The organism is Kribbella endophytica (assembly GCF_054781295.1).
Map to the genome: position 1 here is coordinate 23,504 of NZ_BAAGUR010000004.1, position 26,732 is coordinate 50,235.

Annotated in this window: 23 protein-coding genes and 4 tRNA genes; 14 read left to right on the forward strand and 13 right to left on the reverse strand. The window is 68.0% G+C overall.

Features of this window, described 5'->3' with window-relative positions:
• Nucleotides 1–310 precede the first annotated feature (310 nt).
• On the reverse strand, nt 311–1,054 hold the full coding sequence (locus ACYVIO_RS31955) for a hypothetical protein (RefSeq protein ID WP_460654658.1): 744 nt from the start codon (nt 1,052–1,054) through the stop codon (nt 311–313).
• A 263-nt stretch (nt 1,055–1,317) separates the two neighbouring features.
• Between ACYVIO_RS31955 and ACYVIO_RS31960 the strand changes: the two genes are divergently transcribed.
• The gene (locus ACYVIO_RS31960; protein WP_460654659.1) at nt 1,318–2,232 is read left to right on the forward strand and encodes a hypothetical protein; all 915 of its coding nucleotides are present in this window, start codon (nt 1,318–1,320) and stop codon (nt 2,230–2,232) included.
• 47 nt (nt 2,233–2,279) lie between these two features.
• Nucleotides 2,280–2,780: a Pycsar system effector family protein gene (locus ACYVIO_RS31965; RefSeq protein ID WP_460654660.1), complete on the forward strand. Its 501-nt coding sequence runs from the start codon at nt 2,280–2,282 to the stop codon at nt 2,778–2,780.
• 9 nt (nt 2,781–2,789) lie between these two features.
• Here the strand turns inward: ACYVIO_RS31965 and ACYVIO_RS31970 are convergent, their stop codons facing one another.
• The 4 genes from ACYVIO_RS31970 to ACYVIO_RS31985 all read right to left on the reverse strand — a co-directional run bounded on the left by ACYVIO_RS31970 (nt 2,790) and on the right by ACYVIO_RS31985 (nt 4,230).
• Nucleotides 2,790–3,323: a flavoprotein gene (locus ACYVIO_RS31970; protein ID WP_460655461.1), complete on the reverse strand. Its 534-nt coding sequence runs from the start codon at nt 3,321–3,323 to the stop codon at nt 2,790–2,792.
• Between the two features lie 16 nt (nt 3,324–3,339).
• Nucleotides 3,340–3,501: a hypothetical protein gene (locus tag ACYVIO_RS31975; protein WP_460654661.1), complete on the reverse strand. Its 162-nt coding sequence runs from the start codon at nt 3,499–3,501 to the stop codon at nt 3,340–3,342.
• Nucleotides 3,502–3,525: 24 nt separating this feature from the next.
• Nucleotides 3,526–3,858: a hypothetical protein gene (locus ACYVIO_RS31980; RefSeq protein WP_460654662.1), complete on the reverse strand. Its 333-nt coding sequence runs from the start codon at nt 3,856–3,858 to the stop codon at nt 3,526–3,528.
• 300 nt (nt 3,859–4,158) lie between these two features.
• A tRNA-Val gene (locus ACYVIO_RS31985) sits at nt 4,159–4,230 on the reverse strand.
• A 113-nt stretch (nt 4,231–4,343) separates the two neighbouring features.
• Between ACYVIO_RS31985 and ACYVIO_RS31990 the strand changes: the two genes are divergently transcribed.
• Nucleotides 4,344–4,910: a CGNR zinc finger domain-containing protein gene (locus ACYVIO_RS31990; protein WP_344171570.1), complete on the forward strand. Its 567-nt coding sequence runs from the start codon at nt 4,344–4,346 to the stop codon at nt 4,908–4,910.
• Between the two features lie 386 nt (nt 4,911–5,296).
• Here the strand turns inward: ACYVIO_RS31990 and ACYVIO_RS31995 are convergent, their stop codons facing one another.
• Nucleotides 5,297–6,121 carry an aminotransferase class IV gene (locus ACYVIO_RS31995; protein WP_460654663.1) on the reverse strand — a complete coding sequence of 275 codons (825 nt, stop codon included), beginning with the start codon at nt 6,119–6,121 and terminating at the stop codon, nt 5,297–5,299.
• A 191-nt stretch (nt 6,122–6,312) separates the two neighbouring features.
• Between ACYVIO_RS31995 and ACYVIO_RS32000 the strand changes: the two genes are divergently transcribed.
• The 4 genes from ACYVIO_RS32000 (at nt 6,313) to ACYVIO_RS32015 (ending at nt 11,174) form a co-directional block, all read left to right on the forward strand.
• Nucleotides 6,313–6,385, forward strand: a tRNA-Gly gene (locus ACYVIO_RS32000).
• A gap of 34 nt (nt 6,386–6,419) precedes the next feature.
• Nucleotides 6,420–6,490, forward strand: a tRNA-Cys gene (locus tag ACYVIO_RS32005).
• A 32-nt stretch (nt 6,491–6,522) separates the two neighbouring features.
• Nucleotides 6,523–6,594: transfer RNA gene (locus tag ACYVIO_RS32010), tRNA-Val, on the forward strand.
• A 2,216-nt stretch (nt 6,595–8,810) separates the two neighbouring features.
• A complete protein-coding gene (locus ACYVIO_RS32015) occupies nt 8,811–11,174 on the forward strand; it encodes a type 1 periplasmic-binding domain-containing protein (RefSeq protein WP_460654664.1) in 2,364 nt (787 codons plus the stop codon).
• Here the strand turns inward: ACYVIO_RS32015 and ACYVIO_RS32020 are convergent.
• On the reverse strand, nt 11,168–12,652 hold the full coding sequence (locus ACYVIO_RS32020) for an ArnT family glycosyltransferase (protein WP_460654665.1): 1,485 nt from the start codon (nt 12,650–12,652) through the stop codon (nt 11,168–11,170). The two genes, ACYVIO_RS32015 and ACYVIO_RS32020, sit on opposite strands and share 7 nt — an antisense overlap.
• Before the next feature lie 32 nt (nt 12,653–12,684).
• Entirely contained in the window at nt 12,685–13,431 is a 747-nt protein-coding gene (locus tag ACYVIO_RS32025) for an SDR family NAD(P)-dependent oxidoreductase (RefSeq protein ID WP_460654666.1), read from the reverse strand.
• A 127-nt stretch (nt 13,432–13,558) separates the two neighbouring features.
• Between ACYVIO_RS32025 and ACYVIO_RS32030 the strand changes: the two genes are divergently transcribed.
• The 4 genes from ACYVIO_RS32030 (at nt 13,559) to ACYVIO_RS32045 (ending at nt 18,772) form a co-directional block, all read left to right on the forward strand.
• Complete coding sequence (locus tag ACYVIO_RS32030; RefSeq protein WP_460654667.1) at nt 13,559–14,713, forward strand: substrate-binding domain-containing protein; 1,155 nt, start codon at nt 13,559–13,561, stop codon at nt 14,711–14,713.
• A gap of 46 nt (nt 14,714–14,759) precedes the next feature.
• Nucleotides 14,760–16,367: a sensor histidine kinase gene (locus tag ACYVIO_RS32035; protein ID WP_460654668.1), complete on the forward strand. Its 1,608-nt coding sequence runs from the start codon at nt 14,760–14,762 to the stop codon at nt 16,365–16,367.
• On the forward strand, nt 16,364–17,026 hold the full coding sequence (locus ACYVIO_RS32040) for a response regulator (RefSeq protein ID WP_460654669.1): 663 nt from the start codon (nt 16,364–16,366) through the stop codon (nt 17,024–17,026). Before ACYVIO_RS32035 ends, ACYVIO_RS32040 begins: the two co-directional genes overlap by 4 nt.
• A gap of 213 nt (nt 17,027–17,239) precedes the next feature.
• A complete protein-coding gene (locus ACYVIO_RS32045) occupies nt 17,240–18,772 on the forward strand; it encodes a MinD/ParA family ATP-binding protein (RefSeq protein WP_460654670.1) in 1,533 nt (510 codons plus the stop codon).
• Nucleotides 18,773–18,824: 52 nt separating this feature from the next.
• Here ACYVIO_RS32045 and ACYVIO_RS32050 read toward each other — a convergent pair whose 3' ends face one another.
• Genes ACYVIO_RS32050 through ACYVIO_RS32060 form a run of 3 tightly spaced genes read right to left on the reverse strand, consistent with a single transcriptional unit; the run spans nt 18,825 to nt 21,192 of the window.
• Nucleotides 18,825–19,628, reverse strand: coding sequence for an ABC transporter permease (locus ACYVIO_RS32050; RefSeq protein ID WP_460654671.1), 804 nt, complete (start codon nt 19,626–19,628; stop codon nt 18,825–18,827).
• Complete coding sequence (locus ACYVIO_RS32055) at nt 19,625–20,272, reverse strand: DedA family protein (RefSeq protein WP_460654672.1); 648 nt, start codon at nt 20,270–20,272, stop codon at nt 19,625–19,627. Before ACYVIO_RS32055 ends, ACYVIO_RS32050 begins: the two co-directional genes overlap by 4 nt.
• Nucleotides 20,272–21,192, reverse strand: coding sequence for an ATP-binding cassette domain-containing protein (locus tag ACYVIO_RS32060; RefSeq protein ID WP_460654673.1), 921 nt, complete (start codon nt 21,190–21,192; stop codon nt 20,272–20,274). Before ACYVIO_RS32060 ends, ACYVIO_RS32055 begins: the two co-directional genes overlap by 1 nt.
• 225 nt (nt 21,193–21,417) lie before the next feature.
• On the opposite strand from ACYVIO_RS32060, the gene thrS reads away from it, so the two are divergent.
• Together thrS and ACYVIO_RS32070 are read left to right on the forward strand one after the other, a co-directional pair.
• Nucleotides 21,418–23,439 (forward strand): threonine--tRNA ligase, encoded by a 2,022-nt coding sequence (gene thrS / locus ACYVIO_RS32065; protein ID WP_460654674.1) that lies wholly within the window; start codon nt 21,418–21,420, stop codon nt 23,437–23,439.
• Nucleotides 23,436–24,011 (forward strand): HIT family protein, encoded by a 576-nt coding sequence (locus ACYVIO_RS32070; protein ID WP_460654675.1) that lies wholly within the window; start codon nt 23,436–23,438, stop codon nt 24,009–24,011. The genes thrS and ACYVIO_RS32070 overlap by 4 nt, the downstream gene beginning before the upstream one ends.
• Before the next feature lie 114 nt (nt 24,012–24,125).
• Here the strand turns inward: ACYVIO_RS32070 and ACYVIO_RS32075 are convergent, their stop codons facing one another.
• Nucleotides 24,126–24,728, reverse strand: coding sequence for a TetR/AcrR family transcriptional regulator (locus ACYVIO_RS32075; protein WP_460654676.1), 603 nt, complete (start codon nt 24,726–24,728; stop codon nt 24,126–24,128).
• Between the two features lie 127 nt (nt 24,729–24,855).
• Between ACYVIO_RS32075 and ACYVIO_RS32080 the strand changes: the two genes are divergently transcribed.
• Nucleotides 24,856–25,620 (forward strand): class I SAM-dependent methyltransferase, encoded by a 765-nt coding sequence (locus ACYVIO_RS32080; RefSeq protein WP_460655462.1) that lies wholly within the window; start codon nt 24,856–24,858, stop codon nt 25,618–25,620.
• Between the two features lie 3 nt (nt 25,621–25,623).
• On the opposite strand, the gene ACYVIO_RS32085 is transcribed toward ACYVIO_RS32080, so the two are convergent.
• The gene (locus ACYVIO_RS32085) at nt 25,624–26,625 is read right to left on the reverse strand and encodes a hypothetical protein (RefSeq protein WP_460654677.1); all 1,002 of its coding nucleotides are present in this window, start codon (nt 26,623–26,625) and stop codon (nt 25,624–25,626) included.
• Nucleotides 26,626–26,732 lie beyond the last annotated feature (107 nt).

The window sequence follows — 26,732 nt, forward strand, 5'->3', positions numbered from 1 at the left end:
CGCGGACACAAGTCGCCTATCGACTGAGTGGGCGATACTGGGTCGAACCAGTGACCTCTTCGGTGTGAAGGCGGTTCTGGCATACCAACGAGCCACCCGACGTTCTTCAACCTCTGCAGTAGTGCGGCGATGTCACCTAATCACTTGGACGAGCAGCCTGCTTGCTGCCTTTCCGCTGCCTGGGAACCTGTCGGGCCTGCATACCCGCGCGGCGGCCGGAGGTCGATGCTCCTTGCTGGGCACAGTCATGCCTGAGGTACACGCGAGCCTCGCCAGGATCCCATCGAGACCCGAGCGCGATGCACCACGGTCAGTAGAGCTTGAAGTAGCCGACGATGATGGCGCTGAGAACGGCGACCGTGCCGCCTGACATCAAGCCGACTCTGAGATTCTCCCGTCGATCAGCTCGCTGGCTCCGCAGCTCCTTACGGTCGACCGTGCGGATTCGATGGCCGGGGTATCCCGCGTATCCGGCGGTGCTCGTCACGCGAGCGCGCACGATGTTCCAGCCGGCGGCAGCGGCGAACACAGTGATTGGCGATCCCGCCAGGCCGAGGCTCAGGGGTGGCTTCGTGCCGATCAGGTACCAGATCCAGCACCCGACCATGAGCGCGATTAGCACGACGGGAGCCCGGGCGAACAGCGGCTTCCACATGATGCGCGGTCGGCCTTCTGCGTAGAGCTTGTTGTAGATCACCTCAGCGAGAGCGACTGCGCTCTCGTCGGCCGGTTCGTGTGTGATTGATGGCCAATGCCCCTCACGAAGGTCGACTTTGAATAGGGGAGCGTGGATTGCGAGCTTACGGATCTCCCAGTCAGGGCGACTAGCGAGGTCGTCCAGGTTGAACGGCTGAGCAGGTGGAGTATCTGGTTCGCCAAGCCAAGAATTCGTCGGGTCCTCAACCGGGTGCCAGCGGACCTTGACTTCACTGAAGTGCTGTTCGACCAGCCCGGCGATGTCTCGGATGGTGTCCGGTTCGAGCGCAAGCGACCGCATATAGATCTGGTTTCCCAGTTCGTCTCTCTTCGGACCGTAGAGCCAGTCGAACGCCATGACGCAAACCTAGACGAGTCAACTGCCCCGCGCCGATAGGCTCGCATGGATCCTTGGTGACCGAGACGACGGGTTGCAGGTCGGTCATGGGCCAGCGCGACGAAACGGACCGGCGATAGAGGTGGTGCGCCGCCGGCCGTCGTGCACCGTTGAAGGCCAAGGTCTGGACGAATCCACTCAAACGCGGTTGGCTGGCAGCTTCAAAGCCGCGCGAGACGATGCTCGCGCGCACGTTCTGCAGTTTCGATTGCCAGGGGGCAATGGTGGGGGAGATCATCGATCTCAAAGGCATGCTAAAAGAGCTTGATGAGAGTGTCCGGGATGAGCTAAAAAGCACTCCAGAAGTAGTCGATAAGGGCAAAATCCTTGATATCTCGAAGCTGCCAATCGAGGCAAGGCGATGGTTCAAGGTCTCGGGGGTGCTTGCTGTTGTAGCTGACCTGAAAGGTTCTACTAAGCTCGGTACAGGTAAGCGTGCTTCGTCGACGGCCAGTATCTACGAAGCGGGAACCGGGAACGTAGTCAAAATATTCAATCGGTTCGAGGCCGATTTCATCGCGATTCAAGGTGACGGTGCATTCGCTCTCTTCTGGGGCGATCGGAATTTCGAGCGTGCAATGTGCGCGGCGATAACGGTGCGAACATTTTCGGCAGACTTCTCGGAGAGGCTTGAGAAGAAATGGCCTGAAAGTCCGGCGACAGGCTTCAAGGTCGGTGTTGCTGAGGGACGACTTCTAGTCAAGCGAGTTGGTACGCCGAGAAACCCAAATGAGCAGGAACCGATCTGGGCGGGTAAGGTTGTCAATTACGCAGCAAAGGCTGCGCAGACTGCGAATCGGAACGAGATCATAGTTACCGGGACTGTCTGGGACATGATCGAGAAGAACGATTATCTCGCGATCAGTTGCGGCTGCCCAGATGGGCCGAGTTTGAATATTTGGCAAAATGTTGTCGTGAATAACCTCCCTGAGGGAGAGCCAGACGCTCAGGGGCGAATGCTGGTTGCTGGGTGGTGCGCTATTCATGGAGGCCAGTTCTGTCAGGCGGTCATGGACGGCGAAAAGAAGCGGGAAGATGTTGCGCATCTCCGAGCTGCGGTCCAGAGGTCTCAATTCGGGAACGCAGTGACCGAGAAGGCTAGGAGAGCACGCGAGCTTCGCAACGTAGGCCCGCGGTGACGCTCCTCTCGCGTCTCAGGGCGGGGCGCGCAAATACGCACGAATCTGTGGTCGAGGTCGTATCAGTCGGGACCGAGCAGGCGTGGAAGATCCTCGACGTCGTGACCGGATGGGTTCGAGCTTCCGAAGTTAAGGCGACGGCGGCGCTTGCGGCAGGCGGTGTCATCGGCGGGACGGTTTACAACCTAACCAAAAACGAGACGTTGAGCGTCGCCGAAATCGTTATTGTCATTTGTTCTGTGGCGAGCATTCTAGGTGCTGCACTTTGCGCCGGAGCGTGTCTTATTCCTCGCCTTTGGGTGAAGGAGAACCCTCAGAATCTAATCTACTTCAACCATGTCGCCAGGAGATACAGCCGATATGAAGATTATCGCTCTGTGTTTCAAGAGCTTGTTGTCGACGAGGCGCGGCTTGTGGATGAAATCAGTGCTCAAGCTTGGGTGAATTCAAAGATCGCTCGGAGAAAGTTCTTGTGGAGTGGGTGGGCGATCATCCTGGTCTTTCTGGCCATAACATTCGTCGCAATTCTGATGATTTTGCAGGCCTGACTTCGATAATTACCTCTGTGGAGGGCGCGGATCTTCCGCCAGTGCGTCAAGAACCCAACGCCATTGGAACTCGACAGCGACTTTGCCCCCCGTCCCGCTACTTACGGGGTCGAGGGAGGCGGCTGAACCGCTATGGGCATCGAGAATTCGCACCCCTGCATATCGGAGCACAGCTATCGATGCCAGCCAGGCGGGGTGGCCGGGAAGGTCATGCTTCGCAAAAGGCACGGCGACGATTGGCGTGCGAGCACCCAGCGCTGCGCACAACGTCGTCAGTGGGTAGGCGTGCGCATTGCCGTTGGTTAATGCGTTTAGGGTGTTGAAGGTCATCGGGACGACGGCGACGGCGTCGGCCGGCGGGGTGCGCTTCGGTTGGTCTGGGGTGCGGTTGCTGGTGATGACGGGGGTGTCGCCTAGGTCCTGGTCTGCGAGCCAGGGGAGGGCCGCATCGGTGGGGATGACGTGGGGATCCCAGGCATTGGCGCGGGTGGCCTTGACGCCGTCTGCGGTGCGGGAGGCGAGGGGTGCGCCGCACACGACGATGTAGAGGTTCGGTTGGTCACGCGAGGACTCCTGCGCGGGTTGCGATGGCGGTTAGGGCTGGGGTGGGCTTGCGGGAGCGCTTGAGGAGTTCGCGGACCAGCTCGCGGGCGATGGTGTGATAGCGGATCGACTCGGGGGCTACGCGTTCGGCTTGCTGGATGTGGAGGATCGCTTCCATGTCGTTCTTGGCCTGGGCTTGGGCTCATGCGAGGTCGATGTGGAGGCGGGAGCGGCGGCCTTGGAGTCCGGCCGGCAGTGCTTCTGTGTGGATTTCGGTTGCCACTCGGAGGGTTCCGCTCGGGTCTCCGAACTCGGCAGCGACCGAGGCGCGGTGGATCAGGACGTTGGTGGGGCCGAAGGCGGTCCACCAGTGGTTGCCGTCGTGCGCCAGGAGCTCCGCGAGCTGGGTGGCCGTGGCTAGGCGCTCGTTCGAGGCAGCACGGTCGGAGCGTCGGGCTGCGATGACGGAGGAGATGAGCCACAGGGAACCGGCGAGGGAGACGGCGTCGGGGGTGTCCGAGCCTGCCAAGGACATGGGTCCTTCGGCTGATCGGGCGGCGACGCGTTCGGCGTCGTCGGTTCGCTGGCTACGGAGCAGTGCGATGACGACCTGATAGGCCGTCATGCTTTGGCTGGCTTGGATTCGGCGGCTAGGGCGGCGCGATAGGGCACGAGCGGCCGACAATGATGCTGGCGATCTACACGCACGTCCAGGGCTGCTCCCAAGAGCGGGTTTTAGGGCTCTTGCTGCCTTTGCTGCCTGAGTAGGAGGAAAACAAGAGAGCGAGGGCTCGGCTGGTGCCGTGTCCTCGCTCTGACCTGCGGATTCCAAACGTGGGCGATACTGGGTTCGAACCAGTGACCTCTTCGGTGTGAACGAAGCGCGCTACCACTGCGCCAATCGCCCGTTCGGGGTGTTGCTGGTGTTGCTCGGGAGAAACCATAGCGCATGGAGCGGCGACGTACGAAACCGGCCGGGCTACTCTTGCTGCAGGACGGAGACCCCGTCGCGTTGGAGACGTGATTGTGACTTTCTCGCACGACACCGAGCACGCGCTCGGCACGCTGGTCCGGCTGGTCAACACGCTGCCCGGGCCGAACAGCCAGGTCGACACGATGGACTCGCTCGAGGATCTGGAGAAGTTCGTCCAGGAGCGGGAGTTCAGCGCGGTCGGGACGCTCACCGAGACGGACCTGCAGGAGGTCCGGGATCTGCGGCCGTTGTTCTCGCCGGTGTTCACGACGGGTTCGGACGCGGAAGCGGCGGCGATGATCAACGCGATCGTCGCGCGCGGTACGACGACGCCGCGGTTGACCAACCACGACGGTCACCCGTGGCACATCCACTACTCGCGCGACGGTGCGTCGCTGACCTGCCGGATCACGGTCGAGTGCGGCATCGCGCTGGCCCAGGTGATCTCGGCCGGCGAACGCGAACGTCTGCGTCGCTGCGAGGCACCGGACTGCGACGACGCACTGATCGATCTGTCGCGGAACCGTTCGAAGCGGTACTGCGACGCACGCACCTGCGGCAACCGCCTGCACGTGGCGGCGTACCGCGAACGCCGCAAGGCGTCGGGGGAGTAGCAAGCCCTCGTACGACGTACGCGCTCGCCGCGCCGGTGTAAAGCACCGGCGCGGCTTGTCGTTGTGCCCGCACTCGTGCAGTTGTCGGTGCGCGTGGGTGCTTGCCGGCTAGGACGCCGAGTGGCTGAGGCGGGCGGCGATGCGGCCGGACCCGGTAGGCGGTGCCTGGGGCCGCGGCGGCCGGATGCAGAAGAACAAGGCGGCGGCCGGATGTAGAAGAACAAGCAGGACGGGCGTTTCGTGGCTTACCCGCCAAATGACCCGTTGGCCCATTGAAACTCGGTGGGCCAACGGGTGAGTTCGTGGGTGAACCCACGAGATGGCCCGTTGGTCCGTCGGATTTCGGTGGGCCAACGGTCGAGCTGGTGGGTTGACCCACGAAACGGTCAGGGGTCGATGTCTTCGGCGGAGCGTTCGGCGAAGGTTTTGGCTACGGCGGCGGTGACTTCGCCGGGGGTGGTGAGGTCGCGGGCGTCGGCTCGGTGGATGGCTTGGACGTCGCGGGTGGTGGAGGTGAGGAAGATCTCGTCGGCCTCGGCCAGCTTGGCGAGCGGTACGTCGCGCTCGACGGCGCCGAACCAGGCGATCACCAGGGCGCGCGTGACTCCGGCCAGCGCGCCTGACTCGAGCGTCGGGGTGACCAGCTCCCCGTCGTACACGCAGAAGATGTTCGATCCGGTGCCCTCGCACAGGTTGCCGATGGTGTTGGCGAAGATCGCTTCGCTGGCACCGCGTTCCTTGGCGTAGGCCAGGGCGCGGACGTTCTCGGCGTACGACGTGGTCTTGAGGCCGGCGACCGCGCTGCGCTCGTTGCGGACCCAGGGGACTGTGACAAGCGCGGAGGTCGGCGCCGGTGCTTTGATCGCCTGCGATGCGACGACCAGGGTCGGGCCGGTTGTGCCGCGCTCCGAGGAGAGTGGCGAGACGCCGCCGGTGTAGGTGATGCGTAGCCGGCCGAACGCGATGTCCGGGTCGGCCTTCACGACCGTCGCGATCGCGTCCTCGACCTGTACGACGTCCGGTGCCGGCAGGCCGAGCCCGGTCGCCGAGCGGACCAGCCGCTCCAGATGCTTGGTCACCGCGAACGGCTGCCCGTCGACGATCTTCAGCGTCTCGAAGACGCCGTCACCCGTGGTCAGCCCGTGATCCAGCACCGACAACCCCGCGGACGACGGGTCCGGCAGAACGGCCCCGTTGAGCCAGACGATCATTCCTTGCTCCTTCCAACGGCCCACACAGTAGCTCTCGGTACGGCGATTCGTCTTACACCGTTGGGATTTCGCCTCCACAGGCGTGATCAGGGGGTGAACGGAGGGTGACGAAGGGGTACCCCGATTTTTGTTCTCCCGCCTGGATGGGCTAATGTTCTTCTCGCGCCGGGGGAACGAAAACCGGTCGCAACGCGGACGTAGCTCAGTTGGTAGAGCGCAACCTTGCCAAGGTTGAGGTCGCCGGTTCGAACCCGGTCGTCCGCTCGGAGAGGGTATCCGGCAGGCCGCTTTCTCACCTGGTGGAGTGGCCGAGAGGCGAGGCAACGGCCTGCAAAGCCGTGTACACGGGTTCGAATCCCGTCTCCACCTCTGAACACCCCTGGTTTCACAACTCAACACCTGGACGATTGGCGCAGCGGTAGCGCGCTTCCCTGACACGGAAGAGGTCACTGGTTCGATCCCAGTATCGTCCACGTAGTCGATAGGCGACTTGTGTCCGCGGAAAGCGCGGACCAGGTCGCCTTCGTCGTTTTGTGCGGCTGCGCTTCGCTTGCCGCGTTGCGGGGGCTTCGCCACCCGCACCCCCTGGGGCCTTCGCTTCGCTCGGCCGCTGGGGCTGGGGTTGCTTGCGGTGCGGCGTTCTTCGCACCACGTCGGTACCGAGCCCGCCTCCGCCTTTGCTGCGCTCGGCGGCTGTGGCTGGTGCCGTCTACGGCGCGGCGTTCTGGCGGACCACGTCGATACTGGGCCGCCTCGGGCCTTCGCTGCGCTCGGCTGCTGTGGCTGGGGTTGCTCGTCGGGTTTCGTTCTCGCACCCACGTTGGTACTGGCCCCGGGCCTTCGCTGCGCTCGGCTGCTGGGGCTGAGGTCCTCTGCCGGGTAGGCCTTCGCTTCGCTCGGCTGCTGACGCCTACGTGAAATGCCCTGCCTACCTTGCCGCCTACTTCTTGTACTACCGGCCGCAGCGGCCTCAGTCGAAGGGCGCCTCGTGCAGCACCTGGTAGGTGTCGGCCAACGACTCCGGCGAGGCCACCCGCTTGGCGTCTTCCCGGCCGCATCGCCAACCTCCCCACGCCACATCACTTGCTGCATGTCGACGCTGGGTCGCTTCGCTTCGCTCGGCTGCTCCTTCTGAGCCGCTTGCGACCACGGTGCCGAGATCGCGAACGCCGTCAGCCGGCGCCGTCTTCACCGTCCACCGCGATGGCGGCGCTACCTCGTCGACCAGCCTGTCCCCGCCGTCGATCCGCGCGCACGCGTTCGCGTCACTACCTACGTGACGTGCACGCGTTCGCGTCACCACCTACGGCGAGCCCACTCTCTTGTACTGCCGGCCGCATCGGTCTCAGCCCACGGCGACGTTGCCGGCCGCATCGCTACCTCGGGCACCATCGCCGTGACCCATCCACACCGGCTGCAGATCTGTGCGTTCGCTTGGGCCGGCTAATGAGGCTGTCGGCCGCTGGGTTGCCTTCGCATCGCTCGGCAAGTTGTGGTCGGCGCATACGTGCGTCTCCATCTCGCCACCCATGGCCGACCATCTCTCCGCGTACTCGCTGCCTGCGGCGGGCCATCTCGCCACCTATTTCCGGCCGCCGCGGCCTCAGCCGGAGGGCACCTTCCCGGCCGCATCGCCGCGGTCGGCACCATCGCTACAACCCATCCACCGGCTGCAGATCTGCGTCTTCGCGTGGCTCGGCTTCTCAGGCTGAGGCCGGGTGTCGGGTTGCCGCCTGGGGGTGGGGGGTGCGTGCGCCGGTGGGAGTGCCGGCATCCATCTGCCGGCTTATGCGATCTGGGGCTGGTACTTGCAGCCTTGTCGTGGGTTCGCCTGGGGGCTGGGGATGGGTTGCTGTGAGGGTGCCTTCGCTGTGCTCGGGTGAGGTTGTCGGCTGGGTGCCTTCGCTTTGCCGCCTGGGGTGGGACGTGGGTGCGCGGGGCGTGCGGGGTTGCCGGCCTTGGTTCGCCCGCTCAGGTGATTGGTGGCTGGTACTTGGTGAAGTTGGCCGACGAGAAGGCGGGCGCGGCCTTTGGCGTCCAGCGGCCGTTGGCTTGGCTGCGGTCCGGGTGGCGTCAGTGGCCGGGTTGCCGTCTGGGGTGGGGTGACGTCCGTGGGGTGGGGTGGCTTCGCCTTGCGTGGTGGGGCAGGTCGTCTGGTGGCGCCGGTTGTTTGGGGTGACCTTTGTTGTCGGGTGCCCGCTTTGGGAGCCGGTTGGGCTTAGGGGCGTGACTCTTTGGGCAGGATGGGTTCCGCTTGGTGATCAGTGAGGGTCATTGGGCCGGTTGCTGACTTCTGGGGGCATGGTGCCGGGTGGGTTCGAGGGGTTCGAGGCGCTTGTTGAGCTCGTTCGGCTGCGGTTTCGGCGGTTGCGGAAGCGGTTGGGGCGGGAGGACACGCCGCCGATTCTGGCTTGTGTGCAGCCTTCGTTGCATGAGCAGCCGGGGTTGCTGGTGGGGATCGCGGAGCAGTTGCGGCCGGGGGATCGGCGGGAGAAGCCGGTTCCTTACGCGTATGTCGACCTGAGTGGGAACCGGAGTGCGCAGGCGGGGCCGGATCATGATCTGGCGCCGATCGACGTCGATGACGTGGTCGAGCTGCGGAAGGTGTTGTCGGCGATCACGGGGCAGTTGGCGTTGGGGAACGGGGGGCAAGTACCGGTTTCGGCGGTTCTTTCTTGTCAACTGGTTGATGAAGATCTCCGTGCCGGAGCCGGATGGTGGGCCGCCGGCGATCAGCGGGAAGATGTTCCGGCGGGCACTGGCGACGGCGGGGGATGACGGGGCTACGGCGGCGCGGTACGCGCTCGACAGTTTGCCGCGGGTGCTGGCGACCGGCGTACTGGTGACTGTGACCGGGTTCCTGCGGGTCCTGCACAGCGGACGGGTGCCGGGGCCGGGCAAGGGATACAGGTGGTTCCGAAATCAGGACTTCCTGCCGCGGGGTGACGACACCTTCGCGGAGCTCGCCTACCGGATCACCGCGGATCAGTGGCAGAAGCAGGACCCTGCGCAGATCGCCCGGCTGCTCGTCGGCGCATTCCTGGGGGATCTCCGCGGGGCTTATCCACGCCGCGGGTTCTTCCGGCGGTACAGGACGACCTTCCCGATCGTCCTGCTGGACGGCATCACGCGAGCGAACGGCGGATACCCACTGATCCGTACGGTCGCCGACGTGCGCAACGAGACGCGGACGTTCGACCCGTTGTTGCTGATGACAACCAGTCGGCTGGTGCCGCCGCTGGCGCTGCCGCCGGCCGAGGACTCGTCGCTGGAGAGCAAGACCCCGGCGGAGCTCGTGCAGGGGTGGCACCAGCGCAACGAGGCGTTGAGCCGGCGGCGGGAGATCATCGCCTGGATCATCCCAATCACGGTGCACGCGCGGGCCGACGGGGACCCGCCCGCGCCCCCAGCGCGGTACCTGAGTCGGCCGCCGACACCTTGGCGTCGTACGAGGGTTGCCCGTGGAGTGTCGGTCCTGGCCACGCTGGCGGTGGTCGGCGGCGGCTACACGGCGTACGGGATGGTGGACGACGAACGCCGGTGCGGCGACGGGTTCCAGTGGCGGGACGGCACGAGCTGGCTCCTGTCGGACCCGATCGCGGACTCGGTGGCGCGGATCGACGGGACGTGCGTCGGGGTGTCCGACGGGTCCAACAGCTTGCTGCTGCCCAGCGCGCAGTTCGACGACGTTCGCGGGTTGATCTTCGCCCAGAACGAGCAGGTACGGCGGTTGCACGCGGAGACCGGTCGTCCGTTGATGACGCTGGTGTTCGTGGCGGCGGTCGCTGACCAGGCCGGTGTCGACAAGGCCCTGGCCGCGCAGCGCGAGCAGCTCGCGGGGATGGCCGTCGTCCAGGCTCGGCAGCTGGACAGGAACCGCGGCGGCGAGCCGCTGCTGCGGGTCCTGATCGCCAACGCGGGCCCGCAGTTGCAGCACACGCGGTTCGTGGTCGACCGGCTGCGGGTGCTGATGAAGGACGACCCGAGCATCGTCGCCGCGACCGGGCTGCACGAGAGCCGCGAGTCGACCCAGACGATGGTGAAGGAGCTCGCCGCGGCCGGCATCCCGTCGATCGCGGCGACGCTGACCGCCGACACGATGGTCGACACGTCGCGGCTGTACTTCCAGATCTCGCCGCAGAACCGTCGCGAGGCCGCCGTCGCCGCGGCGTACCTGAACCAGTTGATGGCCAAGGGCCAGGACGCGTTCGGCCACCGCCTGACCCGTCGCGCGCGGCTCTACAAGTCGGCCGACCCGAAGGACACCTACAGCCAGAACCTGGCCGCCGACCTCGAGGAGAGTCTCGCTCGACGCGGAATCGCGGTCACGACAACCTCGATCCGGCCCGACGGACAGGACGCGGACGGGCAGGCGCCGGACGGGCTGGACGCCGAGCGCGCGGGCCGGGACGCGTGCGACGCCCAGGGCGAGGCCGTCCTGTACGCCGCTCGCGGCCTGGTCGACTTCCAGGCCTTCCTGGACGGCATCACCGATCGTTGCCCCAAGCAACCGCCGTACATCCTGGCCGGGGACGATGTCACCAAGCACGTCGCGGAACGCTCGGTGAGTGCCGCGAACCGCGCCGTCCCGTACCAGTACCTCTCGCTGGCGATCGCGCCCGAGCTCGGTGGCGCCGCATCACCGGCAGCGGCGAACTTCTACCAGCGGCTGACGGACCTCTTCGACTACGAGGGCGACCCGGAGCGGTCCCGCACGCTCGACGGTCACGCCGCGCTGAGCTACGACGCCGGCTACAGCGCCGTACTGGCGGTGCGGTTCCTCGCCGAGAACAACATCGCGATCAGCAGCGCGACGCTGTGGCCGGCGCTGCTGTCGATCACCGACGACGCGGGCCAGCAACGGCGCTACGAAGGAGTGACCGGCACGATCGACTTCGGCGGCCGGATCGACCAGCGGGTGCCGGTGAACAAGCCGGTCTACATCGTCACGTTCGAGAAGGGCCGGGCGACCGCCAAGGACAACCTCGTCTGCGGCGCTCCCACCGACCGGGAGAGCACCTTGACCAAGCCGTGGTGCCCGGTCGATCAGTAGTAGCGGCGGAGGTCGGGCCAGAGGGCCGACCAGGGTTTCGTCGGGCCGGTGCAGAGGAGGACGTGGGCGCCGCGTTCCTCGTTGTCGACGCGTTGGCCGTTGTCCACGCGGGCGGCATCGGTGCAGGTGCCGAAGTGGGACTCGTACTGCGGCGAGCGTTCCTGCGTGACCACCACGACCGGGCCGTCGTGCGCGTCGGTCGGGGGCGTCCAGTCGGCGTAGCTCATGTGGCCGGAGTACACGGTCGGGAGGTCGTCGCCGTACTTGGCCAGAGCGCCGGCTTCGCCGTAGTTGCCGGCGAAGAGGACGGCTCGATCGCGGTCTTCCGCCGGGATCTGGTGCCAGACGGACGTGACGGTGGCGGTGAGTTCGGGCCAGCCGATCTGCTCGCCCTGCTCGGCGTTGACGGGGAGGACGAGGTTGACGGCCGATTCCGGCAGGACCGGGAGCGTGAACGCGGCCGAGGTGACGGCGGTGAGGACGGCGCCCGCGGCGAAGACCGTACGGCGTACCGGCCGGCGGCCTCGGGACAGCCAGTCGAGCGTGGGTTGGGTGCCTGCGGCAACAAGGACCAGGAGCAGCGGGAGCGCGTAGTACGACTTGCCGCCGGTGGCCAGGACGATGACGCAGAGGATCGGGTAGGAGAGCGCGACCGGGCGCGACCACCGCAGGGCGGGAGTGCGCCAGAGGCGGAGGAAACCGGCGATCCAGATCGGGACCAGGAACGGCGAGAGCTGCGCGATCTGGAGCGGGATGAACATGATCCGGTTCTCGGTGCCGTCGTCCTCACTGATGCCGCCGGCAACGGTCAGTTGGGGCCAGTCGTGGGTGGCTTGCCAGATGAGGTTCGGCGCCGCGACAACAGCTGCCACGGCGATCGCCGCGGGGAGGTACCAGGTCTTGAGGATGCTGCGCGGACCGGTGACCAGTACGGCGAGCAGCAGGGCCGCGAGGGGGAGGACGACCAGGTACTTGTTCTCCAGCGCGATCCCGGTGGTGAGGCCCAGCGGGATCCACCAGCGGGCGTCGTCCGTCCGGAGCAGGCGGAGGGCGAAGAACGCGATCACCATCCAGCCCAGCAGGTCGAAGGTGGCGGTCGAGACCATGTGACCGGTGCCGAGCACGAAGCCGGCGAGCGCCGTACAGGCTGCGGCGAGGATCTGGGCCTTGCGTTCGCCCGCGAGCTCGCGGGCGATCAACGCGACGACGACCACGGTCAGCGCCGCGCTGAGGGTCGCGACGACGCGCAGGCCCATCGGGGTGTCGCCGAAGATCGTCATCGAGATCTTCGCGAGCAGTGGGGTGAGCGGCGGCTGGTCGGTGTAGCCCCAGGCGAGGTGGTCGGCGGCGACGCGGAAGTACAGCTCGTCGCGGTGGTAGCCGTACCGGCCGGACAGCGCGGTGAGCACGGCGGCGACCGCGACGGCGATGAGGGTGACGGGGACGGTGGCGAAGGCAGGGACCGACGGGCGCGTCATGCCGGAATGTTGCCAGTCGCGGGGGTCCGCAGCTAGAGGTCGAGCAGCTCCGGTAAGCGCTCTCTTTCCAGGAGCAGGACGCGACCGGCGAGAGTGTCGTCCTCGATGAGCCGTACGACGGCGTCGGTGAGGGTCCGCAGCGGGATCTGCTCGGGTCCGCGGTCCTCCACCGGAAGGGCTTCGCGCTCGGCGATGCCGCGCTCGGTCGCCACCCAGTCCGGTACGACGCAGTTGACGCGAACGCGGTGAGTGTCCCGCAGCGGCGCGAGGGTCGCGGTGAAGCGGATCAGACCGGCTTTCGAGGCGCTGTACTCCGGGGAGACGTGCGGGCCCAGGCCGCGGCCGGCGGTCGAGCCGACGTTGACGACCGCGCCGCCGCCGGCTTGGCGCATGTGGTCGAGGACGAGCTGGGTGGCGAGCATCGGGGCGCGCAGGTTGAGGTCGAGCGAGGCCGACCAGCGGGCCGCGTCGGCGTCGGGGAAGCAGGGGCGGAGGACGGCGCCGCCGCCGGCGTTGTTGACGAGGATGTCGGGGCGGGTTTCGTCGAGGAGCCGGGCGAGTGCTTGGTCGTCGAGCAGGTCGAGGTGCTCGTAGCGGGCCACAGGCCGTGGCGACCCGGCCGAGCTCTTGTTGATCGCCTCGGCGGCCTGGTGCCCGGCCTCGTCGTCGATGTCGACCAGGACGACCTCGGCCCCTTCCGCGGCCACACGCGCGGCGATGGCGCGGCCGGTGCCGACGGCGGCGCCGGTGACGACTGCTCGCTTGCCGGAGATGTCCATGCGAACCACCCTGCCCGGTCGCACCGACAGAAACCGGGTTGGTATGTCTCGGCATGCGCGAGGGCGCTTGTCTGGAGCGGAGGTCGGTGATTTGGTATGTCAACCTGCCCGCCGACAGGAGGTTCGGATGACGCTGCTCTACGAGCGGATCAGCACGTACGTGCTGGAGGAGATCCGCCGCGGCGCGCTCGGCCCGGGGGACCGGGTCGCGTCGGAGATGGAGCTGGCGGCGCAGTTCGAGGTCAGCCGGATCACGTCGAAGCGCGCGCTGGAGGTGCTGCGTGAGGCCGGCCTGATCGAGCGCGTGCGGGGCAAGGGGTCGTTCGTCGTACAGGACCTGCCGGATCTGAACGGCGTGACGACGCCGCTGCGCGGCCGGATCGCGGGCGGGCCGGCGCCTTCCCATCTGAGGCCCGGGACGATCGGGCTGGTGGTTCCGGACGTCTCCGAGGCGTACGGGCTCGAGCTGCTGCGCGCGATCGAGGAGCGGTGCGCCGACCACGGCGTCCATCTGCTCGTACGACGGACGCGCGGCCGCCAGCCGGACGAGGAGAAGGCCGTCGACACGTTCGTCGCCTCGGGCGAGGTGGACGGGATGATCGTGTTCCCGGTGCACGGCGACTTCTACAACGCGAGCCTGCTGCGTCAGGTGCTCGACGGCTACCCGATCGTCCTGGTCGACCGCCACCTGTCCGGGATCCCGGTGTCGGCCGTGCACACCGATAACGTCGCGGCCGCCCGCGCGCTCACCGAGCGGCTGATCGAGCTCGGCCACCGCCACATCGCCTTTGTCTCCCCGCCGCCGCAGAACACGTCGAGCATCGAGGAACGCCTGAAGGGTTTCCACGCCGCGTTCGCCGATCGCGAGCCGGGTCAGCACCAGGCGCACCAGCTCACCACCCTGCGCGCGACCCTGCCCGGCTCGTTCACTCCGGAGCACGTGAGTTCCGACGTCGCCACGATCCGGGCGTTCCGCGCCGAGGAGCCGGAGGTCACCGCGTACGTCGCCTGCGAGTACAACCTCGCCCGGATGCTCGACCGCGCCTTCGCTCCGCCGGCCACGCCTGGCCCGGGCCATCCGGACGACCAGCGCCGTCCGGTGATCGCCTGCTTCGACTCACCCGGCGATCCGATCTCCGGCGCGCCGTACCTGCACGTGCGGCAGGACCAGGAGGAGATGGGCCGCCAGGCCGTCGACCTCCTGTTGGCCCGGCTGCGGGGCGAGTCCGTGCCCAACCTGTCCCTGGTCCCGTTCCGGATTGTCGATGCCGACGACAACTGACTTTCGGCAGTACTGCGGTGACGTCGTCGGTGTGTAGCGTCGGAGGGTGACGTGGCAGCGGGCGGGTGACTTCGGGCTGTGGGCCGGCCTGTCGTTCCTGGTGGTCGCGGAGAGCGGTAGCAGGAACGATCCGTACTCGTTCGTCGGCGTGTGCCTGGCCGCACTGGCCGCAGCCGTACTGCTCCGGCGTTCTCGCCCGCTGGTCGCGCTGACGCTCGTGCTCCTGCCGCAAACGGTGATCCTCGCCAACGCGATGAGCTCGACCGCCGGGGTGGAGATCGCCCTGATCCCGTCGATCGCGTTGTTCGCCTACCTGGCAGGCCGGCGGGAGAGTCAGCTCAAGTTCTTCGTCGCGCTGATCAGTGGATCACTGGTCCTGCTCCTCGTCCTGCACGTGATCCTCTCCGCGGATGTCGCTGTCGCGGACAGGCTGCTCAACTGGCTCGCTGTCGTGCTGCTCGCGCTGGTGCTGGTCGTGATGCCGTGGCTGATCGGCCGGTACCGCGCCCAGCAGGCCCTGCTCGCGACCGCCGGGTGGGAGCGCGCCGAGCGGATCGAGCGCGAGCAGCGGCTGGAGATCGAGCAGGTCCGGCTCCGGGAGCGCTCTCGGATCGCCGAGGACATGCACGACTCGGTCGGCCACGAGCTGAGCTTGATCGCGCTCCGCGCCGCCGCGCTCGAGGTGGACGCCGAACTGCCCGAGCGACACCGCCGGGCCGCGACCGAACTGCGGGAGGCCGCGGCCACGGCGACCGAGCGGCTGGGCGAGATCATCGGCGTACTGCGGGACGCGGACGCGCAGGCGCCCGTCGTACCGAGTGACGAGTCGGTCGCCGAGCTTGTCGATCGAGCTGCCGCGTCCGGTCTGGCGGTGCGCTTGGTGCAGGAAGGTGCGGCCGAGCCGTCGCCGATGGTGGATCGCGCGATCCATCGCGTCGTCCAGGAGTCGTTGACCAACGCCAGCAAGCACGCGCCCGGCGCCGAGGTCGTCGTCACGCTGACCCGCGCCGAGGACGAGGTGGTTGTTCGGATCACGGACACAGGACCGACGCGGGCAGTCGAGGCGGTGCCTTCGAGCGGGAGTGGGCTGGCGGGGCTGGCTGAGAGAGTCCGCCTGGTTGGCGGCAACTTGAGCGCCGGCCCGAGGAGCGTTGGTGGGTTCGAGGTCGTCGCGCGGGTTCCGCGGAGTGGTGGGCGGCCGGAGCCGGTCGTCGATGTGCGGTCGGCGACGGCCGACGAGAGGGACGTCGTACGGCGACGCGCGCGGCGCGGCCTGATCACCGCGCTGCTGGTGCCCGCGGGGCTGGCGGTCGGGATCGGGGCGATTGCCTTGGGCTACTACTTGGTGGCCGGGTACAACTCGGTGCTGCCGCCGCCCCAGTACGACGCACTGCGGATCGGGCAGAGCTTGGCCGAGGTCGAGACGGTGCTGCCGCGGATGCAGATGATCGACCCGCCGAAGGAGCGCGTGGTCGAGCACGACGGCTGGGCCTGCCGCTACTACCGTCCCGACGGGCCGTTCTCGATCAACTACGCGTACCGGCTGTGCTTCGAGAACGACAAGCTGGTCGCCAAGGAGATGGTGCAGACCGGCTCGGTGCAGCCGACCACTGAGGGCTACACGCCGGGCCCACAACCTGAAGGGACACGATGATCCGCGTCTTGCTGGCCGACGACGAGGCGATGGTGCGGGCCGGAGTCCGGGCGATCCTTGCCTCCGACGACGAGATCGACGTCGTGGCCGAGGCCGGTGACGGCGCCGAGGCCGTCGAGCTGGTGCAGAAGCACCGGCCGGACGTCGCCGTACTGGACATCCGGATGCCGCGAATGGACGGGCTCGCGGCCGGGGCCGAGATCCGCCGGACGGTGCCGGAGACGGCGGTGGTGATCCTGACGACGTTCTCCGAGGACGCCTACATCGCGAAGGCGCTGGGCGACGGCGCGAGCGGGTTCCTGCTGAAGTCGGGGGATCCGCGGGAGTTGATCGCCGGGTTGAAAGCTGTCGCGGAAGGGGCCGCGTACCTGTCGCCGAAGGTCGCGCAGCGGGTGATTGCCGAGCTCGGAGCCGGGACCGGCGGCGGCCGGATGGCCCGGGCTGCCGATGCGAAGGAGCAGGTCGCCGTACTGACTCCGCGGGAGCGTGAGGTGCTGTCACTGGTCGGTGCGGGGCTGTCGAACGCCGAGATCGCCGCCCGGCTCTTCCTGGTCGAGGGGACGGTCAAGGCGTACGTCAGCGCCGTACTGACCCGGCTGGACGTGAAGAACAGGGTGCAGGCCGCGATCATCGCGTACGAGGCCGGTCTGGTGAGCTGAGCCCGATTGTTGCCTGCCGTGGCAATGGGTACAGGTCCTGCCATGGCCGACAGAGCGGTCTGGCCGGAAGGGGCCGCCGACGCTCCGGCGGGTGACACCCGGTAGACACTTGGTCATGGGATAGTGGGACCTCCCGGCGGGACGGTTGCCGGGGAGGACCAGCAGAGCCGGGGCGGCGGCACGCCTCGTTGAGAGAATCAGGGGATCCAGGTCGTGACCGACTCGCACAACTCCGGACAGCACAAGGACCGGGAAGCGGCGGCGGCCGAGGTCCGGAGGATGTGGCAGCCCACGCCGTCCTGGAGCCAGCCGGACCCCGGCGCCCAGGCCGAGCCCGAGGACACCGAGCCGGCCGAGGAGAACCAGGACGCGCTCGCCCAGGAGTTCCCGGGCGACTCGTGGTCGAAGCCGAGCCAGCCGGGCCAAGCCACGCCGTACGGCGGACAGCCGGACGAGGCTCCTGCCAGTACGCCGGGAGCGCACAGCGCCGGCCCGAGCAGCACCAGCTCCGCCAGCAACTCCAGTACGCCGGGCGCCCACAGCGCGCCTGAGCCCGACGCCAACCCCTGGGGCTCCAGCAAGCCGAGCACCAGTGAGGCCAGCTCGTGGAGCATCGCCAACCCGGGCTCAGCCACTGGCGCCCCCACCGGAACTCCGGCGGCGGCCACTCCTCCCGCCGCTGACCCCTGGACGCAGCCGGCCGAGCAGCCCGCCCAGCAGCAGGCGCCGCAGGCCCCGCAGCTGTCGCAGACCGCCCAGCAGTTCTTCCCGCAGGGCGTCCCGAACCAGCACCCCCCGCAGCCTCCGCGCGAGGTGTCGTACCGCGCTGAAGAGCTGATGCAGGCACTGCCGCTGCCCCGGGAGGCTCCGGCCGAGCGCGGTGTCCGCAGCGTGCTGCGGCTGCGTCCGGGTAGCTCCGAGCGCGTCGAGCGGATCGCCCGTGCGACGGCGGCGACCGCGTTCCGCCGTCCGGTGACGATCACGATCGCCAACCCGAAGGGCGGCTCGGGCAAGACACCGACCACCCTGCTGCTGGCCGGTGCGCTCGGCCAGGCCCGTGGTGGCGGTGTAGTGGCCTGGGACAACAACGAACTGCGCGGCAACATGCACCTGCGTACCCACGACACCAACGCGCGCTCCACGGTGACCGACCTGCTGCAGGCGATGCCGATGCTGACCCAGCCGGACGCTCGGCTCGGTGACGTCGCGGCGTACCTGCGCCACCAGGTCGCAGGTCAGTACGACGTGCTGACGTCCGCGACCACGACGTACTCGCAGATCGAGGCCAAGGACTTCGACCAGATCCACCGGCTGCTGAGCCGCTTCTACAAGGTGCTGGTGATCGACACCGGCAACAACGAGGGCTCCAGCAACTGGCGCGAGGCGATGCGGGCGTCCGACGCCCTGGTCATCCCGATCAAGTGGAAGAGCCTGTCCTGCGCGGCCGCCGTGCAGATGCTCGAGGAGCTCGACCACCAGGGTCCCGAGGCCCAGCGGCTGATCCGGCGTGCGGTCATCGCCGTCAGCAACGGTCCCGGCGACGTCAACAAGGAGGTCGAGAAGCAGCTGCGCCCGTACTTCGAGTCACGCGCCGCCGCTGTCGTCGACATCCCGACCGACCCCCACATCGCCGCCGAAGGCGCACTGGACCACTCGGCCCTGCAGCCGGCCACCCGGCGTGCCGGTCTGGAGCTGGCCGCCAAGGTCGCCGAGCAGATCACCATCGCGCTGAACGTCCCGCGCTGAAACAGCTGAAAGGGGGCTCCGACCAGGTTGGTCGGAGCCCCTTCTGCTGTGTTCAGGCGTCTCTGCGCTGCAGGACCCGGAGTCCCACAGCCAGTCCGGCCACCGCCCACAGCACCAGTACGACGAAGCTGAGCGTCGGCGACATCGGGTCGGTCGCGCCACTGAGGAAGCCGTTGCCGGCCCCACCGGGCAGCAACGCCGCCAGCCACTGCAGTGCGCGGATGCTGCTCTGGCCGAGCATCATCGGTACGACGAGCAGCAGCAGGAACGCCGCCGTCAGAGTGCCTGCTGTGTTCCTGATGAAGAACGCGATGCCCGCGGTGAACAGTCCGGCGAGCACGGCGTACACACCGATCTGCAGCAGGTCCACGACCAGCGCAGAGGCAGTCCAGTCGGCCCAGCGGCCAGCAGCGAGTCCAGCTCCGACGGCGGCGACCAGACCGAGCAGTGCGCCGTACAGGAAGAGCACGGGGGCCAGGACGAGTGCCTTGCCCAGTACGACGTCGCGGCGTACCGGTGTCCACTGCAGCGTGCTGCGCATGCTGCCGGTCGCGTACTCCGACGTCACCGGGACCATCGCGAAGGCCGCGATGACCACCTGCACGATCATGAGCGCACCGATGGCCATGCCGCCGACCTCGGACGGCTCGACCAGCTGACCCGGTGCCGGGTTGTCGCGCTCGTACGCCGCGCTGAAGCCGAGCTGGAGTCCCAGCAGACCGGTCAGCAGGACGGCGCCGACGATGTTGAGCCAGGTCGAGCGGACCGACCAGAGCTTGGTCCACTCGGCGGCGACGGAGCCGCGCAGACCGGCGCCCGTCGACCTCTGGTGGACGGTGATGGTTGCCGTACTCATCGTTCTCCTACGGTTGTGAGCTCGACTTCGACCTCAGCTTCAGGGGTATGGCGTTTGCGGCGCTGGTGCCGCACGACCTCGACCAGCAGGGTCACCGCGAGGGCCAGGCCGATGCCGAGCACCACGCCCTTCAGCGGGTTGTCCTCGAAGGCCTTGCCGCCGATGTAGCCGACCAGCGAGCAGTAGATGCCCCAGCTGATCGCAGCGAGTCCGGCGAAGAAGGTGAACTTGCGGGCCGGGTAGCGGACGGCGCCCATGGTCAGCGTGACCGCGGTGCGGCCGCCGGGGACGTAGCGGGCGACTACCAGGACCAGTCCGCCGCGTTCGGCCAGTGCGGTACGCGCCCACTGGGTCATGGCGTGCCGCTTGGTGCCTGGCTTGGTCCTCTCGATCAGCCGGCCTCCTGCGCCCCGGCCGAGGAAGTAGGAGACGTGGTCGCCGAGGAACGCACCCGCTGCGGCGACCGCGATCACGCCGTACAGGTTGGGCTCGCCGGTGGCAGCGAACACTCCGGCCGTGACGACCAGGGTCTCGCTGGGGATCGCCGGGAAGAACCCGTCGAGCGCCGCGAAGCCGAACAGGGCCGCGTAGATCCACCAGGAGGACATCAGCTCCTCGGTGAAGTGCAGGATCGCGTCACCCATCACGCCACCTCGGCAGCGACGCCGTACTGGACGCTGTCGGCCGTCAGCTCCATGTAGGCCTCTTCCAGCGACGCCTGCTTGGTGGACAGCTCGTGCACCCGTACGCCGAGCTCGTAGGCCAGATCGCCGACGCGCTCGACCAGTACGCCGCTGACGATGAGCTGGTCGGCCGTGGACTCGATCTGCTCGGCCTCGGCGGTCAGCCGGTCGCGGAGTGCCGCTCTGGCCGTCGCGTCGGGGACTCTGACGTGCACCGTGGTCCGCGACGACCCGGCGATCACGTCGGCGATCGGTGCGTCGGCGATGAGCTTTCCGCGACCGATCACCACGAGCTGGTCAGCGGTCAGCTGCATCTCACTCATCAGGTGGCTGGACACGAACACGGTCCGGCCCTCCGCCGAGAGCGAGCGCATCAACTGGCGGACCCAGCGCACGCCGTCCGGGTCGAGCCCGTTGACCGGCTCGTCGAACATCAGGATCTCCGGGTCGCCGAGCAGGGCGCCGGCGATACCGAGCCGCTGGCCCATGCCGAGCGAGAACTGACCGGCGTGCTTGCCGCCGACCTCGTCGACGCCGACGATCCGCAGCACCTCGTCGACCCGGCTGAGCGGTACGCCGTTGCTGCGGGCCATCGCGACCAGGTGGTTGCGCGCCGAGCGGCGCGGGTGGAGCGCCTTGGCGTCGAGCAACGCACCGACCTTGGACAGCGGGACCGGCCAGTCGGCGTACGGGCGGCCGTCGACCAGGGCCTGGCCGGCGGTGGGACGGTCGAGGCCGAGGATCATCCGCATCGTGGTGGACTTGCCGGCGCCGTTGGGGCCGAGGAAGCCCGTCACCCGGCCCGGCGAGATGGTCAGGTCGAGCGCGTCCACGGCGGTCGTTCCGCCGTAGCGCTTGGTGAGTCCTGCGAGGGTGATCACGGATGCCCTTCCGGTTCCTGGAGTGTGGTTAAAACCTAGGAATTCGGCAGGGGTCGGCACATCGGACCAACGGCTGGAAGGACCCCCGACTTTCGTCAGGTCCGGGCTACGACCGGGGGATCCCGGCAGGGCCTGTGGATGGCGTGTGAGGTGGCGGGAGCGCAGTCGATACCATCACTGCGTGACCGGCATCCCGGCCGATCGCGCCAACCCGAGGAGAGCAACGTGTCGGAAGTCAAGGTCCATCTGATCGGCGTCGAGGGCGAGGCTGAGCGGAGCGTGACCGAGACGACGACGATCGGGGAGCTGTTCGCCGAGCTGTTCGGCCAGGACCGCTCCGCCATCGCCGCTCGGGTCAACGGTGAGCTGCGGGACCTGTCCCGGGTCGTCGCCGACGGTGACGAGATCGAGCCGGTCAAGGCCGGGTCGGACGACGGTCGCGCGATCATCCGGCACTCCACCGCGCACGTGCTGGCGCAGGCGGTGCAGGAGCTGTTCCCGGCGGCCAAGCTGGGCATCGGCCCGCCGGTCGAGAACGGCTTCTACTACGACTTCGACGTGCCGACTCCGTTCACCCCGGAGGACCTGGGTGCGCTGGAGAAGAAGATGCAGCAGATCATCAAGGAGCGGCAGCGGTTCGCCCGCCGGGTGGTCTCGGACGACGACGCGCGCGCCGAGCTGGCGGCGGAGCCGTACAAGCTCGAGCTGATCGGGATCAAGGGGTCCGCGGCCGACGCTGCCGAGGGTGCTTCGGTCGAGGTCGGTGGCGGAGAGCTGACGATCTACGACAACGTCCGGCGTGACGACAGCGTCGCCTGGAAGGACCTGTGCCGCGGGCCGCACGTGCCGGCGACGGGGTACCTGGGCAATTTCAAGCTGATGCGGACGGCGGCGGCGTACTGGCGGGGGAGCGAGAAGAACCCACAGCTGCAGCGCATCTACGGCACGGCGTGGGAGTCCCGCGACGAGCTGAAGGCGTACCTGAACCGTCTGGAGGAGGCCGCCAAGCGCGACCACCGCAAGCTGGGGACCGAGCTGGACCTGTTCAGCTTCCCCGACGAGATCGGTTCCGGGCTGGCCGTGTTCCACCCCAAGGGCGGCGTGCTGCGCAAGGTGATGGAGGACTACTCCCGCCAGCGCCACGTCGAGGACGGGTACGAGTTCGTCTACTCGCCGCACATCACCAAGGCGCAGCTGTTCGAGACCTCGGGCCACCTCGACTGGTACTCCGACGGCATGTACCCGCCCATGCACCTGGACGAGGAGCGCGGGCCGGACGGTGAGATCCGCAAGCAGGGCCAGGACTACTACCTGAAGCCGATGAACTGCCCGATGCACAACCTGATCTTCGACGCCCGCGGCCGCTCGTACCGCGAGCTCCCGATGCGGCTGTTCGAGTTTGGCACGGTGTACCGGCTGGAGAAGTCCGGCGTCATCCACGGGATGACCCGGGCCCGCGGCTTCACCCAGGACGACGCGCACATCTACTGCACCCGCGAGCAGATGCGCGACGAGCTGAAGAACCTGCTCACCTTCGTGCTCGGGCTGCTGGCCGACTACGGCCTGGACGACTTCTACCTCGAGCTGTCGACGAAGAACCCGGAGAAGTTCGTCGGGTCCGACGAGGTCTGGGAAGAGGCGACGACCACGCTGCGGGAGGTCGCCGAGTCGTCCGGTCTCGAGCTGGTGCCGGACCCGGGAGGCGCGGCGTTCTACGGGCCGAAGATCTCGGTCCAGGCCCGGGACGCGATCGGCCGGACCTGGCAGATGTCGACGATCCAGCTGGACTTCAACCTGCCGGAGCGCTTCGAGCTGGAGTACACCGCTTCCGACGGGTCGCGGCAACGGCCGGTGATGATCCACCGGGCGCTGTTCGGTTCGATCGAGCGGTTCGTCGCCGTGCTGACCGAGCACTACGCCGGGGTCTTCCCGCCGTGGCTCGCGCCGGTCCAGGTGATCGGCATCCCGATCACCGACGGGCACGTCGACTACCTGTTCGAGGTCGCCCAGCAGCTCAAGGCGCAGGGGATCCGGATCGAGGTCGACGCCTCCGACGACCGGATGCAGAAGAAGATCCGCAACGCCCAGAAGGCCAAGGTCCCGTACATGCTGATCGCCGGCGACGAGGACATGGCGGCCGGGTCGGTCTCCTTCCGCTACCGCGACGGTTCGCAGAAGAACGGCATCCCGATCGCCGACGCGATCACCGAGATCGTCGAGTCGGTCCAGAAGCGCATCCAGGTATGACGGACCAACCGCCCGGTTCGCCGTACGAGCCCGAGGACGTGGTGCAGCAGGACGGAGTCGGCGACGCCGACCCGTTCCTGCGGCTCTGGACGCCGCACCGGATGGCCTACATCGCCGGTGAGAACAAGCCGACCAGCGACGCCGAGGGCTCCTGCCCGTTCTGTCGGATCCCGTCGCTGCCGGACGCCGACGGGCTGATCGTGCAGCGCGCTGAGGCGGCGTACGCCGTACTCAATCTGTATCCGTACAACCCTGGGCACTTGATGGTCGTGCCGTACCGGCATGTCGCGGACTACACGGAGCTGACGCCTGCGGAGGTCGCTGATGTTGCGCGGCTGACGCAGGAGGCGATGGTCGCCGTCCGCGAGGTGTCGGCGGCCCACGGCTTCAACATCGGCATGAACCAGGGCGAGATCGCCGGCGCCGGGATCGCTGCCCACCTGCATCAGCATGTCGTCCCGCGCTGGGGCGGCGACACGAACTTCATGCCAGTCATCGGCCAGACCAAGGTGCTGCCCCAACTGCTGGCCGACACCCGATCACTGTTGGCAAAGAACTGGCCGAGTAGCTAGGTCTTCACTCGGCTGCTGGTCAGGGCGCGCCGCGGACTACTTGCGCTGCGCGCGGCCGGACGGCCGCGCCGCTCCGCTGCACGAGGGCGAGGCGTGGGCTGTGAGCGTGTTGCTTTAGGCCGGGCGGTGTTGGACTGCGTTGGCGATGGCTGCTGTGACCAGGTTGCTGACGGCTGTGGTGGTGGGCGGGCCGGGGTCTCTGTCGGCGTGCAGGAGGTGGCCGCCGCCTACCAGGGACAGCGTGATCGAGTCGATGTCGGCGTCGGGGGCTATGCGGCCCAGGTCGCGCTCGGCGGTCAGGTAGGCCGCGATCGCGGTGGTGGCCTGGGCGAGGATGGCGATGCCTCCTCCGGGCGTGGCTTGGCGGAGGCGTGCGCGGAGCTCGTCGCGGAAGGTGATGAGCGGGATGATCGCGACCGGGATCGGGCCGAACAGGGCGGTCAGCGCGGTGGTGAGGTTCTCGGCGACCGTGCCGGTGCCGGCGGATTCGCGGAGTGCGCTCGCCTGAGCCTCGAGCTGGGCGGCGCGGTCGAGCACGAGCTCGGCGAGGAACGCGTCGAAGTCGGCGAAGTGCCGGTGCAGCACGCCCTTCGCGCAGCCGGCCTCGTCGGTGACCGCTCGGCTGGTCAGTGCGTTCGGGCCGTCGCGCAGGAGCACGCGTTCGGCAGCGTCGAACAACTGCTGCCGCGCGTCACGAAGATGCACTCCTGTCGGCACGCGCAGATCCTCTCACTCCATCGACCCGTTGCTTGAGTGGGCGAGCGCCCACTAAGGTGGGCGCATGCCCACATTACCGCGAGAACAACCAGAACCGCCTGAAGACAAGCCACATGAGGCCCGGCGGATGGCCGAGTCGTTCGGCGTGAACGCAGAGAGGTATGACCAAGCCCGACCTGCCTACCCGGATGCCTTGGTGGCGCAGATCATCGCTGGGAACACCAAGGCCGACGTACTGGATGTTGGGTGTGGGACCGGGATCGCGGGGCGGCAGTTCCAGGCCGCTGGATGTTCTGTGCTTGGGGTTGAGCCTGATGAGCGGATGGCTGAGTTCGCGCGAGGGCGGGGGCTACAGGTGGAGGTGGCGTCTTTCGAGGACTGGCGGCCGGCGGGTAGGACCTTTGATGTGGTGATTGCCGCTCAGGCGTGGCACTGGGTGGATCCGGTGACCGGCGCGGTGAAGGCTGCGGAGGTGTTGCGGCCTGGGGGACGAGTGGCGATCTTCGGGCACGTGTACGAGCCACCGATCGAGGTGGCTGAGCCGTTTGCCGTCGCCTATCAACGCGCAGTGCCCGACTCTCCGCTCAACGGGCAGCCGGCCCGGCGGCCGATCGAGCTCTACCAAACGGCGTACGCGAAGATCGCCGGTCAGTTGCGCGCGACCGGGCAGTTCGAGGAGCCCGAGCAGTGGCGGTTCGACTGGGGGCGGTCCTACACGCGTGACGAGTGGCTCGAGCTGCTGCCGACGACCGGTGGTCTCACTCAGCTCCGGCCGGACCAGTTGGCCGACGTACTGGGTGCTGTCGGGAGTGCGATCGACTCCCTGGGCGGACGCTTCACGATGCAGTACACGACGCTCGCCGCGACCGCCGTACGCGCTGGCACGGGCTGACGGTCAGCGGAGGAAGAGGGGGAGGAGGGGTTCGACGATGTCGAGGAGGGACTCCAGGGGGATCTCTCGGGGTGGGGTGGTGAGGGCGCTGACGCGGACGACTCGGCGACCGTAGCGGAAGACGAGTTCGCCCTGGTCGGGGAGGTAGTAGCCGGGGCGGCCGATCGGGGCTGAGCGGGGTGGGGGAGTCTGGCTCGCTTCCGGGATCGAGTCGGTGTTGATGGACTCGACGATGGCGACCGTGGCCTCGGTGGTTCCCCAGATGCAGGTGAGCGCGCCGTTGACGCGGTAGTCGCGGCGGAGCTGGACCAGTACGCCGATGAAGCGTTCGGCCATCGCGTTGGAGAGCTGGCAGGCGGCGTCGGACTGGCGGGCCGGGCGGAGGACTTTCGGTACGGCGTTGCGGACCGAGACGGCGACGCGGAGGAGTTCGCCGTCGGGCAGGCCGGAGGTCGTGGTGATGCGGACGATCCGGTTGGTGGTCTCGAAGACGATGCCGCGGCCGCTGGTTCGCGCGCCGGGACCGAGGTCGCGGGCGGCGCCGCCGAGCTTGTCGGCCGGTTCGAACATGCCGAGGGTGTTGGCGACGCGCTCGAGGGTGCCGGGCGGTGCTGCGAGCGAACTGACGCCGATGACGGCGGGCAGGCCGCCGACGACGAGCGTGCAGAGGTCGAACGCGGGCAGACCGCCGTCGTTCCAGCCGAACGGCTTGGCGATCCACTTGCTGCTCGGTCGCTTGACGAGGTTGTCGGGCGCGGCGACCGCCGTACAGGCGTGTTTGCCGGACTGGCCGATGGTGCCGTCGATGCCTTCGGCCTGTGGTGGAGCGATCACGGTCGGGACCGGGGTGACCGGCCGGGGCGGTTCGGGTGGTCGCTCGTTCGCCCGGTGCGCTACCGAGCACCCGGCAACCAGTACGGCGGCCAGGCCCAGGCAGCTCAGACGCTGCACCCGGAGGCCGCCACCGAGGCGGGCGGGTCGGCGTACCGGTCGGGCTGTGGGCATGGAGGCCTCCGCAGCCGGGAAACAAGGCCGGCTGAGCCCATGGTGCGCCTCCGCGTGGGGGTTCGCCAGTGCTGCCGGAGCGGCTGAAACCGGTCCCGGAGTGTTCC